The 12,700-nt window shown below is 72.9% G+C and carries 10 protein-coding genes; 8 read left to right on the top strand and 2 right to left on the bottom strand.

Annotated features, from left to right (window positions below; all coding sequences use genetic code 11):
• Positions 1-5: 5 nt before the first annotated feature.
• The 7 genes from ABZW14_RS30820 (at position 6) to ABZW14_RS30790 (ending at position 9,129) form a co-directional block, all read left to right on the top strand.
• On the top strand, positions 6-1,310 hold the full coding sequence (locus ABZW14_RS30820) for a cysteine desulfurase (RefSeq protein ID WP_355353536.1): 1,305 nt from the start codon (positions 6-8) through the stop codon (positions 1,308-1,310).
• Complete coding sequence (gene sufU, locus ABZW14_RS30815) at positions 1,310-1,783, top strand: Fe-S cluster assembly sulfur transfer protein SufU (RefSeq protein ID WP_355353533.1); 474 nt, start codon at positions 1,310-1,312, stop codon at positions 1,781-1,783. The genes ABZW14_RS30820 and sufU overlap by 1 nt, the downstream gene beginning before the upstream one ends.
• Positions 1,780-2,211 (top strand): metal-sulfur cluster assembly factor, encoded by a 432-nt coding sequence (locus tag ABZW14_RS30810; RefSeq protein ID WP_355353530.1) that lies wholly within the window; start codon positions 1,780-1,782, stop codon positions 2,209-2,211. Before sufU ends, ABZW14_RS30810 begins: the two co-directional genes overlap by 4 nt.
• A gap of 321 nt (positions 2,212-2,532) precedes the next feature.
• Positions 2,533-3,156 carry a LysE family transporter gene (locus ABZW14_RS30805; RefSeq protein WP_355353527.1) on the top strand — a complete coding sequence of 208 codons (624 nt, stop codon included), beginning with the start codon at positions 2,533-2,535 and terminating at the stop codon, positions 3,154-3,156.
• 265 nt (positions 3,157-3,421) lie between these two features.
• Positions 3,422-7,015, top strand: coding sequence for a M12 family metallo-peptidase (locus tag ABZW14_RS30800; RefSeq protein WP_355353524.1), 3,594 nt, complete (start codon positions 3,422-3,424; stop codon positions 7,013-7,015).
• Positions 7,016-7,112: 97 nt separating this feature from the next.
• The gene (locus ABZW14_RS30795) at positions 7,113-7,751 is read left to right on the top strand and encodes an acVLRF1 family peptidyl-tRNA hydrolase (RefSeq protein ID WP_355353521.1); all 639 of its coding nucleotides are present in this window, start codon (positions 7,113-7,115) and stop codon (positions 7,749-7,751) included.
• A gap of 163 nt (positions 7,752-7,914) precedes the next feature.
• Complete coding sequence (locus ABZW14_RS30790; RefSeq protein WP_355353518.1) at positions 7,915-9,129, top strand: hypothetical protein; 1,215 nt, start codon at positions 7,915-7,917, stop codon at positions 9,127-9,129.
• Positions 9,130-9,216: 87 nt separating this feature from the next.
• Here the strand turns inward: ABZW14_RS30790 and ABZW14_RS30785 are convergent, their stop codons facing one another.
• Complete coding sequence (locus ABZW14_RS30785) at positions 9,217-10,131, bottom strand: neutral zinc metallopeptidase (protein WP_355353602.1); 915 nt, start codon at positions 10,129-10,131, stop codon at positions 9,217-9,219.
• Between the two features lie 249 nt (positions 10,132-10,380).
• Here ABZW14_RS30785 and ABZW14_RS30780 point away from each other — a divergent pair, with 249 nt between their 5' ends.
• Complete coding sequence (locus ABZW14_RS30780) at positions 10,381-11,988, top strand: ABC-F family ATP-binding cassette domain-containing protein (RefSeq protein WP_355353515.1); 1,608 nt, start codon at positions 10,381-10,383, stop codon at positions 11,986-11,988.
• A gap of 6 nt (positions 11,989-11,994) precedes the next feature.
• Here the strand turns inward: ABZW14_RS30780 and ABZW14_RS30775 are convergent, their stop codons facing one another.
• A complete protein-coding gene (locus ABZW14_RS30775; RefSeq protein WP_355353512.1) occupies positions 11,995-12,591 on the bottom strand; it encodes a cadmium resistance transporter in 597 nt (198 codons plus the stop codon).
• Positions 12,592-12,700: the final 109 nt, after the last annotated feature.

Here is a 12,700-nt window from a genome sequence, read left to right as displayed (position 1 = left end):
ACCCGATGACCTCGATCGCGATCCCGCCGGGCATGCCGCAGTACGACGACGTGCCCCGCTTCGACGTGGCCCGGGTGCGCGCCGACTTCCCCATCCTCGACCGGGAGGTCAACGGGCACCCGCTGGTCTACCTCGACAGCGCCAACACGTCGCACAAGCCGCGGCAGGTGCTCGACGTGCTCGCCGAGCACTACGCGCGGCACAACGCCAACGTGTCGCGCTCGGTGCACACGCTGGGCACCGAGGCGACCGAGGCGTACGAGGGCGCCCGGGCGAAGATCGCGGCGTTCATCAACGCGCCCAGCGTGGACGAGGTGGTCTTCACCAAGAACTCCACCGAGGCGATCAACCTGGTGGCGTACGCGTTCTCCAACGCCTCGCTGCGCCCGGACGCCGACCCCCGGTTCCGGATCGGGCCCGGTGACGAGATCGTCATCTCCGAGATGGAGCACCACTCGAACATCGTTCCGTGGCAGCTCCTCGCGGAGCGGACCGGCGCGACCCTGCGCTGGTTCCCGGTCACCGACCATGGCCGGCTCGACGAGTCCGGCCTGGACGACCTGGTCACCGAGCGGACGAAGATCGTCTCGCTGGTGCACATGTCCAACATCCTCGGCACGGTCAACGCCACCGCGCGGATCACCCAGCGGGTCCGCGAGGTGGGCGCCCTGCTGCTGCTCGACTGCTCACAGTCGGTGCCGCACCTGCCCATGGACGTGGTCGACTACGACGCGGACTTCATCGTCTTCACCGGTCACAAGATGTGCGGCCCGACCGGCATCGGCGTGCTCTGGGGCCGGGGCGAGCTGCTCGCCGCGATGCCCCCGGTGTTCGGCGGCGGCTCGATGATCGAGACGGTGACGATGGCGCGCTCGACGTTCGCCGCGCCGCCGGCCCGGTTCGAGGCGGGCACCCCGCCGATCGCCGAGGCGGTCGCGCTCGGCGCGGCGGTCGACTACCTCACCGGCATCGGGATGCGGGCGATCCAGTGGCACGAGAAGGAGCTGACGGCGTACGCGCTGGACGCCCTCGCCACCGTGCCCGGGCTGCGCGTCTTCGGCCCGAACGTGCCGGTCGGCCGGGGCGGGACGATCTCCTTCGCGCTCGGCGACGTGCACCCGCACGACGTCGGGCAGGTGCTCGACTCGCTCGGCGTGCAGGTTCGCGTGGGGCACCACTGCGCCAAGCCGGTGTGCACCCGGTTCGGCGTGCCGGCCACCACCCGGGCGTCCTTCTACCTGTACACCACGACCGAGGAGATCGACGCGCTGGTGGCCGGTCTCGAGCAGGTGCGGAAGGTGTTCGACTGATGCAGCTCGACCAGCTCTACCAGGAGATCATCCTGGACCACTACAAGCACCCGCACGGCCGCGGCCTGCGGGACGCGACGGACCCGGCCGCCCGGGTCGGCGAGGCGCACCACGTCAACCCGACCTGCGGCGACGAGATCACCGTGCGGGTCGCCACCGACGGCAAGGTGTTCACTGACATCTCGTACGACGGGATGGGCTGCTCGATCAGCCAGGCGTCGGCCAGCGTGCTGCACGAGCTGCTGCGCGGGCGGGCCGCCGACGACGCCGCCACGGTGCACGAGGCGTTCGTCGAGTTGATGTCCGGGCGTGGCCAGGTCACGCCGGACGAGGAGGTGCTCGGAGACGGGGTGGCGTTCGCGGGTGTCGCGCGCTACCCGGCCCGGGTGAAGTGCGCGCTGCTGTCGTGGATGGCGTTCAAGGACGCCGCGGCACGCGCCGGGGTGGGCGTGAGCCCGGAGGTGAAGGCATGAGCAGCGAAGAGACCACCGCGACGCCGGAGACCGGCGCGGTGGCGACCGACGGCACGGCCCCGGCCGGTGACGCGGCCGCCAACGGCGCTGCGGCGGCCGGCGGCAAGGCCGCGATCGACGACATCGAGGAGGCGATGAAGGACGTCGTCGACCCCGAGCTGGGCATCAACGTGGTCGACCTCGGCCTGGTGTACGGCATCCACGTCGACGACCAGAACGTCGCCACCCTGGACATGACGCTGACCTCGGCGGCCTGCCCCCTCACCGACGTGATCGAGGACCAGGCCCGGCAGGCGCTGACCACCGGCCCGGGCGGTGGCCTGGTCGACGACATCCGGATCAACTGGGTCTGGCTGCCGCCGTGGGGCCCCGACAAGATCACCGACGAGGGCCGCGACCAGCTCCGCTCCCTCGGCTTCAACGTCTGACCGGTTCCCGGTCCCGTCGAGCGCGCCACCCCCGCGGGTGCCGCGCTCGACGCGTCTCCAGGCACGTCGCCCTCGCAGCACCCGAGCCGCAAACCGCACCAGATCTTGGTAGCAAGTGGCCCTTATGGGGGCCGTTTGCTACCAAGATCTCTATTGAGCTCTGCCTCATCGACCCGGAAAACGGGTGGCGGGGTGGGGGAGGGGCGGGCACCATGGGCGCGTGATCGAGGCGTACCCGAAGCAGGTTCCTGTCCGTGCGGCCACCGCCGCGCGTCGACAGCGCACCCTGCGACCGGCCGCCTCGACCCGCCGCCCACCGTCGTGACCGGGGCGTTCCTCGCCGGTCTGGTGGCCGGCTACGGCGTCGCCGTGCCGGTCGGCGCGATCGCGATCCTCATCCTCGGGCTCAGCGCCCGCACCGGCTTCCGGGTCGGCGCGGCCGCCGCGCTCGGGGTCGCCACCGCCGACGGGCTCTACGCGGCCGTGGCGGTGCTGGGCGGCGCCGCCGTCGCCGCCGTGATCGCGCCGATCGCCGCACCGCTGCGGCTGGTGGCCGCGGCGGTGCTGTTCGCCCTGGCCGCGCACGGCGCGTGGCGGGCGCTGCGTTCGCGCGCCGAGGCCAGGGCCGCCGCCGTCAACCGTGGCCTGGACACCGCGGGGCGGGCGTTCGGCGGCATCCTGGCCCTGACCCTGCTCAACCCGGCCACCGTCATCTACTTCGCCGCGCTCGTCCTGGGGCGCAACGACGCGACCGGCCGGGACCCGGTGGGCGCGGCGCTCTTCGTGCTCGGCGCCTTCCTGGCCTCGGCCAGTTGGCAGTTGCTGATCGCCGGCGGCGGCACCCTGGTGGGCCGGGTTCTCACCGGCCCCCGGGGCCGCCTGGTGACCGCGCTGGCGTCGAGCGCGATCATCGCCGCGCTCGCCGTCGTCGCGCTGCTGGGCTGACCCGCGGCAGCCGCCGTCCTGTCAGGAGTGCCACCTGTCCGGCTGATGTGGAGGATCGGTCGCCCGCCTAGGGTCTCTGACCATCTGTGGATCATCCGTGTACGCCCCGTCGATCCGGGAGTGTGCGCGGCTCCACCCACTCCTCATCGAGCAGGGGGACGACGACTTGATGATCACTTTGGTACGAGGACCGCGCCGGTCGGCAGACCGTCGGGGACGGCGCGGGCGGATCGCCGGACTCCTGGTCGCCGCGCTGGCAGCTTCCGTGCTGCCGGCGCTGGCGGCCCCGGCTCCGGCCGGCGCGGCCCCGCCCGCCGGGGGCCCGTGGCACAAGGTGGACGGCAAGCCCGCGCCGACCAAGGCCGGCCGGAAGGCGACCGTGCACGCTGACCGGCTGACCACCTACACGCTGGACCGGCAGAGCATGAAGGGCGTGCTCGACAAGGCGCCGCCGGAGCGGAACAAGTCTCTCCGCGCGTCGGCCCAGGTGGTGACACTGCCCGCGCCGGACGGGACGTTCCAGCGCTTCGAGCTGGTGGACTCGCCCGTCATGGAAGCCGGCCTGGCCGCGGCGCACCCCGAGATCAGCACGTACGCCGGCCGGGGCCTGGACGACCCGACCGCGACCGTACGCGCGGATCTGACGCCGCTGGGCTTCCACGCCTCGGTCCGCTCGGCGGCCGGGAACTGGTACGTCGACCCCTACTACCACCTGGACCAGAGCCTCTACGCGAGCTATTTCACCCGGGACCTGGCGAACCCGCACGGCGACCTCGTCGAGCGGGAGGACGTCATGGCGGCCGCCCAGGCCCTGGAGGGCGAGGTGGGCGTGGCCCCCGCCGAGGTTCCCGCCGGCCCGCTGGTGAAGCTGCGCACCTACCGGGTCGCCCTGGTGACCGACCCCTCCTACGCCACCTTCTTCGGCGCGGAGAACGTCACCGCGGCCAAGGTCACGCTGATGAACCGGGTCACCCAGATCTACGAGGACGAGACCGCGATCCGGCTCGTGCTGATCAACGACACCGAGAAGACCAACCTGAACACGCCGGCGCTCGCCACCGAGCCCAACGGCCCGTGTGGCGCGGCGGCCTGCTTCACCCCGGCGCAGCTCAGCTCCTGCGGCAGCGGCACGCTCAGCCGCAACCGGATCGTGCTGGGCCAGCTCGTCGGCGCCGGCAACTACGACGTGGGCCACATCGGCCTCGGCGTCAACGGCGGCGGCGTGGCCAGCCTCGGCGTCATCGGCGGCAACGGCAAGGCCCAGGGCTGCACCGGCCTGCCCACACCGGTCGGTGACTTCTACGCGGTGGACTACGTGGCGCACGAGATGGGCCACCAGTTCGCCGGTAACCACACCTTCAACGGCAACCAGTGGAACTGCTCGGGTGGCAACCGGAGCGCGGCCAACTCGTACGAGCCGGGCAGCGGGTCGTCCATCATGGCCTACGCCGGGATCTGCCAGCAGGACAACCTCCAGCCGCACAGCGACCCGTACTGGTCGCACCGCAGCTACACCGAGATCACCAACTACGTCACCTCGACCCGCCCGGCCATCAACGAGGTGCAGACGGTCTCGCTGCGCGACTTCGACACGGACGGCGACTCGTTCACGGTGTCCTGGAACGGCGTCGAGTCCGCACCGATCGTGCGGGGCGCCAACTACAGCACGGCCGGCATCAAGGCGGCCGTCGAGTCCATCGCCGGCTGGCCGGCCGGCGCGACGGTCACGGTGGCCGCCTTCGGCGGCACCGGCGTGCTCAACGACACCGGCTTCCAGGTGACCTTCGGCGGCACGCTGGCCGCCACCAACGTCGCCCCGCTCGCCCTGGCAGGCCTCTCCGGCGCGTCCGGGTTCGTGGGCGAGACCGCCAAGGGCGGCGCCATCGACAACGGCGGCTTCGTGGTCGAGGAGACCGCCAACCACGCGCCGGTGGTCACCGTGCCGGACACCGTCACCATCCCGGTACGCACCCCGTTCGCCCTGTCCGGCAGCGCCAGCGACTCGGACGGCGACGCCCTCACGTACCTGTGGGAGCAGAACGACCGGGGCGGCGCCGCCGGCACCGCGCTGGTGAACAACACCAAGGTCAACGGGCCGCTGTTCCGAGTGTTCGGCACGGCCGCCAACGTCTCGCCGAGCGACACCCTGAAGTACCACTCGCCCGGCCTGAACGCGGTGTCTGCCGACCCGACCCGGGTGTTCCCGGACCTGGCGCAGATCCTGGCGGGCAACACGAACGCGAAGACCGGCGCCTGCCCGGCCGCGCCGGCGCCGCCGGCCAGCGGTGGCGCCACCAACGTGCCGGCAGAGGTCATCGACTGCTACTCGGAGTTCCTGCCCACCCGGGACTGGGTCGGGTTCGCCAACGACCGGACCATGCACTTCAAGCTCACCGCCCGGGACGGCCGGCCGGGTGGCGGCGGCGTCGGCAGCGCCGACGTCGCGGTGGTGCTGGCGCCGGACACCGGGCCGTTCCTGGTCACCTCGCAGGGTTCGGCCGCCGTCCTGGACGGTGGCTCGACGCAGGCGGTCACCTGGGACGTGGCCGGCACCGACGCGGCGCCGGTGAACGCCGCCCAGGTGAGGATCACGCTCTCCGCCGACGGGGGGAGGACCTTCCCGTACGTGCTGGCCGAGAGCACCCCCAACACCGGCAGTGCGACGGTGACCCTGCCGAACGTGGCGACGAAGCAGGCGCGGATCCGGATCGAGGCGGTCGGGAACGTCTTCTTCGACCTCAACGACGCCGACCTCACCATCCGGGCCGTGCCCGTGGTGTCGAACGACGCCCCGGCGGGCGGGGCCGCCGTCCAGTACAGCGACGGGCTCGCGCCGACGGTCACGGTCACCGCGACCGACGCGGACACCGTCGGGGCGGAGCTGACCCCGACCGCCGCCGGCCTGCCCGCCGGGCTGTCCCTGGCCGTGTCGGCCACCTCCGGCGACGGCACGCCGGGTACGCGCAGCTGGACGGTCACCGGGACCACCGGCGCGGCGCCCGGCGACTACCCGGTCACCGTCACCGTCACGGACGGCACCGGCCTGGCCGCGGCCACCTCGTTCACGATCCGGGTCGAGGCCGAGGACGCGGCGGCGAGCTGGGCCGGTGACACGCTGGTGACCACCGGCGGCGCCGGGAGGGCCCTGCTGCGGGTCGTCGTCCGGGACAGCGCGATGCTGCCCGGCGCGACGGACACCACGGCGGGGGACATCCGCAACGCCACGGTCACCTTCGCCGAGGGCGGCGTGCCGCTCTGCACCGGCGTGCTGGACCTGCTCGGCGAGGCCGGCAGCAGCGCGTCCGCGTCCTGTGCGGCGACCCTGCCGGCGGGCAGCCACACCGTCACCGCGACGGTCGGCGGCCACTACACGGGCGGCACCAGCGCCCAGGTGACCGTGGCGGCCTCCGACGGGTCGTTCCTCACCGGCGAGGGCGCACTGGCCGCGGGCCGGTCCGCCGGCCGGTACGCGGCGGCCACCGGATCGCCGGTGACCGTCGACCTGGTCGCGAAGGCGGCCCAGCCCGGTAAGAGCCCGACCGGTTCCGCCACCATCGGGTTCCGATCGGGCGGCCGGAACTACGAGATCCGGGGCACCGCCGTCGAGGGCGTCGGCCTGACCGGCAGCGGCGGGGCGGCGCAGGTGCGCTACCGGGCCAGCCTGGTCGACGGCACCGGCGCGGTGGTGGCCACCGGGCTGACCCTGGCCGTGACGGCGGCCGACAAGGGTGCCCCCGGCCGGAACGACAGCGTCGGGATCACCCTGTGGCAGGGGGGTGCCCTGCTGTTCTCGTCCGACTGGACGGGGGCCGGCACCGCCGAGGTGAAGCTGACCAGCGGAAACCTCAGCGTCCACTGATCGAGGGGAGACGCGGGAGGGCACCGGGCCGGTGTCCTCCCGCGTTCCGTTTCTACCCTTGCCGTCCGGCCGTCACTCGGTGCCGTACCGTCGTCGCATGAGCAGTCGACCCGCGGCCGGGGGCGGCCGGTGGGTCGAGGTCGACCCGACCCGCGTGGCCCGCTGGGTCGAGGGCTTCGCCGACCGGCACGGCCCGCACACCACCACGGTCGAGGGGTACGGGCTGCTGCTCACCGCCCCCGACGGCGCCACCGCCGAGCTGCACACCCCGCCGGGCGCCCCGGCGGCCGCCGACGTGCCCGGGTTCGTGGCCGCGGCCGGCGCGTCCCGTCGGCTCGGCCTGCTGCTGGCCCGCAAGGGCGCGGTGGCGGTCGGCGTCGCCGACGGCCCCGACCTCGTCGTCTCCAAGGTGGACACCCGCTACGTGCAGGGACGCACCGCCGCCGGCGGCTGGTCCCAGCAGCGCTTCGCCCGGCGGCGGGACAACCAGGCCAAGGCGGCGCTGGGCGACGCGGCCGAGCTGGCCGTACGCCTGCTGCTGCCGGAGGCGCCGACCCTGACGGCACTGGTCTGCGGCGGGGACCGGCGGGCGGTGGACACGGTGCTGGCCGATCGCCGGCTGGCCGCGCTCACGGCGCTGCGCGCCGGCCGCCTCCTCGACGTGCCCGAGCCTCGGCGGGCGGTCCTGGTCGCTGCCGTCTCGGCGGCCCGGGCGGTCCACATCCTGGTCCGCTGAACGGGAAAGATCCCATCAAGACCACGCAATTCGGATCATCATTGATGCATTGAAATGGAGCGATGCATAGGGTCGGTGCCACGTGGTGGGTCTCCGGGCGACCCACCGGGGCAGCTTCGTCTCCGCAATCCAGGCACCGACATCGTTGGGAGAGAACAACTCCATGAGCGGACATCAGGACGGACGGCTGCGGGCCCGGTGGCGCCGTGCGACAAGGTTTCTCGCCGCTGCGGCGGCGATGTCCATCGGAAGCGCCGTGCTCACCGCTGCGCTGACGACGGGCACGGCGGGCGCGAGCCCCGCGCCCCGGCATGGCGTGCTCGCCGCCCCGGCGGTCACCAGCGTCACCGCGGGCGGCGCACACACGTGCGCGATCCGTACCGACGGGGGACTGCTGTGCTTGGGCTCGAACTACAGCGGTCAGCTCGGTGACGGGACCACCACGAACCGGAGCACCCCGACGCGGGTCGGCACCGCCACCTGGACCGGCGTCGACGCCGGCTCCGGCCACACCTGCGCGGTCCGGACGGACGGGACGCTGTGGTGCTGGGGCTCGAACTTCCGGGGCCAGCTCGGCGACGGGACCACCACCAGCCGCAGCACCCCGGTGCAGGTCGGCACCGTCAACTCCTGGGCCAGGGTCGACGCCGGCCCCGCGCACACCTGCGCCGTGCGGACCGACGGCACGCTGTGGTGCTGGGGTTTCAACCGGACATCGCAGCTGGGCGTCGGCAGCTCGCCGTATGTCGCGACGACCCCGGTGCAGGTCGGCACGGCGACCAACTGGGCGAGCGTCTCGACCGGCTTCGCGCACACCTGCGGTGTCCGCACCGACGGCACGCTGTGGTGCTGGGGCTACAGCTCGGACGGGCAGCTCGGTCTCGGCACCCTGGGCTCGCAGACGACGCCCGCACAGGTCGGGACCGCGACCACCTGGACCGGCGTCACGGCCGGCTACGCCCACACCTGCGGGGTCCGGGGCGGCACCCTCTGGTGCTGGGGTGAGAACGGTTACGGGCAACTGGGCGCGAGCGGCAGCTTCCAGACCGCGCCGGTCCAGGTCGGCACTGCCACCACGTGGAGCCGGGTCGGCGCGAGCGGCGACACCTCGTGCGCGTCCCGCACCGACGGCAGCCTCTGGTGCTGGGGCAAGAACTCGACGGGGCAGGTGGGCGACGGCACCACCACCCACCGGACCGCGCCGACCCGCGTCGGTGACGCCACCACCTGGACGGGCGGCCCCGCCGCCGCCGACCACAGCTGCGCGATCCGTACCGACGGCGGCCTGTGGTGCTGGGGCGACAACAGTGGGGGGCAGCTGGGCGACGGCACCACCACCCCACAGCCCACCCCGGGCCAGGTGACCCTGCCGGCCTGACCCGCCGGGGTCACGACATCGGGCCGTCGTCCTGCCCGCCGGGTGTCCCGGCATGCAGGCCGACGGCCCGAGGGGAACCGTTCCGGCTTACTGCGCCGTGCCGAAGGTGTCGCAGGCCTTCGGGTCGCCGGTGGAGAAGCCCTTCGTGAACCACTGCTTGCGCTGCTCGGAGGTGCCGTGGGTGAATTCGTCCGGATTCACCGGCCGGCCGGAGCGCTGCTGGATCGCGTCGTCGCCGATCTTCTCGGCCGTGTCGATGGCCTGCTGGATGTCCTGGTCGGTGATGCTCTTGAAGATCTTCTGGCCCTGCTCGTCGGAGGTGCCGGTGGCGTTCTTCGCCCAGGCGCCGGCGTAGCAGTCGGCCTGGAGCTCCAGCTTCACCGAGAGGGCGTTGGCGCTCTGCGGGTCGCGCTGCTGCTGGCGGCGCATCTGCGCCTCGGTGCCGAGCAGGTCCTGCACGTGGTGCCCGTACTCGTGGGCCAGCACGTACGGCTGGGCGAACTCGCCCTCGGCGCCGAGCTGGTCGGCGAGCATGCGGTAGAAGGTGAGGTCGATGTAGACCAGGTCGTCGGCCGGGCAGTAGAACGGGCCGACCCCGGAGTCGGCCGCGCCGCAGCCGGTGCTCACGTTCTGGCTGAAGAAGACGGTCTTCGACGGCTTGTACTGGTCGCCGAAGACCTCCGGCATGGCGGTCCGCCAGTACGCCTGGATCGAGTTGACATAGAGGGTGTTGCGGCAGTCGAGCTGCTTCAGCGCGTCCTGCGCGGAGCACTTCTGCTCCAGCGAGGTGTTGTCACCCTGGTCGGAGCCGCCGCCGTTGGTGGCCGCGTTCAGCCCGAAACCGCCGCCCACCAGGGCGACCAGGACGGCGATGATGAGGCCCACGATCCCGCCCCGGCCGCCGCCGATCGGAATCGGGATGCCCATCCCGCCGCCTCCGCCGGACCCTCGCCGATCCTCCACCTGGCTGGTGTCGACCCGCGCGTTCTCGTTCAGCTCCATGTTGACCCCGATCACCGATTAGTCCCTGTGTGGTGGTTGCGGTACCGGACCGGGTCCGGACGGGGTTTTCGGTACCCGATGATCTTGCGCGGTAATCCGGCGGGCCCGCCGCCGGACGCCCGGTACAATTGGCCCGTGCTGCGCTGCGAAGGCTGAACGGCCCCGCGCCGACGGGAACTGATGACCCGCCGGCGCTTTCGCGTGCCCTGAGTCAGCCTTCGCCGAAACCCCGAGAGCGAGTACCCCGACATGATCAACGCCACCGGCCTTGAGCTGCGCGCCGGTTCCCGGATCCTGCTGTCCGACACCACGCTGCGGGTGCAGCCGGGTGACCGGATCGGCCTGGTCGGCCGCAACGGCGCCGGCAAGACCACCACCCTCAAGGTGCTGGCGGGGGAGGGGCAGCCGTACGCCGGGCAGATCGACCGGCGCAGCGCGATCGGCTACCTGCCGCAGGACCCGCGTACCGGCGACCTGGACGTCACCGGGCGGGACCGGGTGCTCTCCGCCCGCGGGCTGGACGTGCTCATGGCGCAGATGCAGGAGCTGGAGGCGAAGCTCGCCGAGGGCGCCGACGACGACAAGCTGGTCCGCCGCTACGGCGCGCTGGAGGACCAGTTCGCCTCCCTGGGCGGCTACGCGGCCGAGGCCGAGGCGGCCCGCATCTGCGCGAACCTGGGTCTGCCCGACCGGGCCCTGGCGCAGACCATCGGCACCCTCTCCGGCGGCCAGCGCCGCCGCATCGAGCTGGCCCGGATCCTGTTCCGCGACGCCGGCGAGAACGGCGGCGGCATCCTGCTGCTCGACGAGCCGACCAACCACCTCGACGCCGACTCGATCACCTGGCTGCGCGGCTTCCTCGCCAACCACAAGGGGGGCCTCATCGTGATCTCCCACGACGCCTCCCTGCTGGAGGCGGTGGTCAACAAGGTCTGGTTCCTGGACGCCACCCGCTCGGTCGTCGACGTCTACAACCTGGGCTGGAAGGCGTACCTGGAGGCGCGGGAGACCGACGAGCGGCGTCGCCGCCGGGAGCGGGCCAACGCCGAGAAGAAGGCCGGCGCGCTGATGGCCCAGGCGGACAAGATGCGGGCCAAGGCCACCAAGACCGTCGCCGCGCAGAACATGGCCCGGCGGGCCGAGAAGCTGCTGTCCGGGCTGGAGGACGTCCGGGTCGCCGACAAGGTGGCGAAGGTGCGCTTCCCCACCCCGGCGCCGTGCGGCAAGACCCCGCTCACCGCGTCCGGCCTGTCCAAGTCGTACGGGTCGCTGGAGATCTTCACCGACGTCAACGTGGCGGTGGACCGGGGTTCGCGGGTGGCCATCCTGGGCCTCAACGGCGCCGGCAAGACCACCCTGCTGCGGATGCTCGGCGGCCTGCTCGAACCGGACACCGGTGAGGTGCGGCCCGGGCACGGCCTCCGGCTCGGCTACTACGCGCAGGAGCACGAGACGCTGGACGTCGAGCGGACCATCCTGGAGCACATGCGCAGCGCCGCGCCGGAGCAGACCGACACGGACCTGCGCCGGATCCTCGGCGCGTTCCTCTTCTCCGGCGAGGACGTCGACAAGCCGGCCGGCGTGCTCTCCGGCGGCGAGAAGACCCGGCTGGCCCTGGCCACCCTGGTCTGCTCCGGCGCCAACGTGCTGCTGCTGGACGAGCCGACGAACAACCTCGACCCGGTCAGCCGCGAGCAGGTGCTCGACGCGATCGCCCGCTACCCGGGTGCCATCGTCCTGGTCACCCACGACCCGGGCGCGGTCATGGCCCTGAAGCCCGACCGCGCCATCCTGCTGCCCGACGGCGACGAGGACGCGTGGTCCGACGACCTGCTGGAACTGGTCGAGCTGGCCTGATCCCCGTCAGGGGAGCAGGCGGGGGAGGACGCCGGAGGTGGTCAGGATGACCACGCCGAGGGCGATGAAGACGGCCGGGACCAGCCAGTGGCCGGTGCGGTCGACCAGGGACACCACCCGGGGGTGGCCGCCGAGCAGGGCGGCGGCCACGCACCACACCGCCACCAGGGCCGCGAAGACCAGCAGCCAGACCAGGCCGGTGGCCGGGTCGAGCGAGCGGAACACCGGCACGTAGACGGCGATGTTGTCGGCGCCGTTGGCCACCGTCACCCCGGCCACGCCGAGCAGGCTGCCGACCACGGCCGGCGGCTCGTCGGCGTCGCGCCGGCGGGCCAGCAGGGCGCGGACGCCCAGCGCGATCGGCAGCAATCCGAGCAGGCCGGTCCACGGGTCGGGCACCACCAGCAGCCCGGCGGCGACCACCACGGCGACCCCGACCAGCGCGCCGATGCCCGCGTACTGGCCGGCGACGATCTGCCAGGGACGGGGCCGGCCGGTGCTCCGGGCCGCCACGAACAACACGGTGAGCACGACGATGTCATCGATGTTCGTGGCGGCGAAGACGCCCGCGGCGGCGGCCGCCGCGGCCAGCAGGTCGATCACCCGAGAAGCGTACGGGTCGGCCGGCCGGGCGGCTCCTCATGATCCAGCCGGGCGGCGCCGGCTGACCGGTCAGAAGGATCACTCTATCGGGAAGCTGACATTGCATAGC

This window comes from Micromonospora sp. NPDC004551, from assembly GCF_040609975.1.
Taxonomy (GTDB): Bacteria; Actinomycetota; Actinomycetes; order Mycobacteriales; family Micromonosporaceae; genus Micromonospora.
Note: the sequence above shows the minus strand (reverse complement) of the source record. Positions and strands in the feature narration are given on the sequence as shown.

What these genes read in the sequence shown, in the direction of transcription:
- ABZW14_RS30785 (WP_355353602.1), bottom strand. Translation starts at nt 10,131, where the DNA reads ATGGAGCTGAACGAGAACGCGCGGGTCGACACCAGCCAGGTGGAGGAT.
- ABZW14_RS30790 (WP_355353518.1), top strand. Translation starts at nt 7,915, where the DNA reads ATGAGCGGACATCAGGACGGACGGCTGCGGGCCCGGTGGCGCCGTGCG.
- ABZW14_RS30820 (WP_355353536.1), top strand. Translation starts at nt 6, where the DNA reads ATGACCTCGATCGCGATCCCGCCGGGCATGCCGCAGTACGACGACGTG.
- ABZW14_RS30810 (WP_355353530.1), top strand. Translation starts at nt 1,780, where the DNA reads ATGAGCAGCGAAGAGACCACCGCGACGCCGGAGACCGGCGCGGTGGCG.
- sufU (WP_355353533.1), top strand. Translation starts at nt 1,310, where the DNA reads ATGCAGCTCGACCAGCTCTACCAGGAGATCATCCTGGACCACTACAAG.
- ABZW14_RS30780 (WP_355353515.1), top strand. Translation starts at nt 10,381, where the DNA reads ATGATCAACGCCACCGGCCTTGAGCTGCGCGCCGGTTCCCGGATCCTG.
- ABZW14_RS30795 (WP_355353521.1), top strand. Translation starts at nt 7,113, where the DNA reads ATGAGCAGTCGACCCGCGGCCGGGGGCGGCCGGTGGGTCGAGGTCGAC.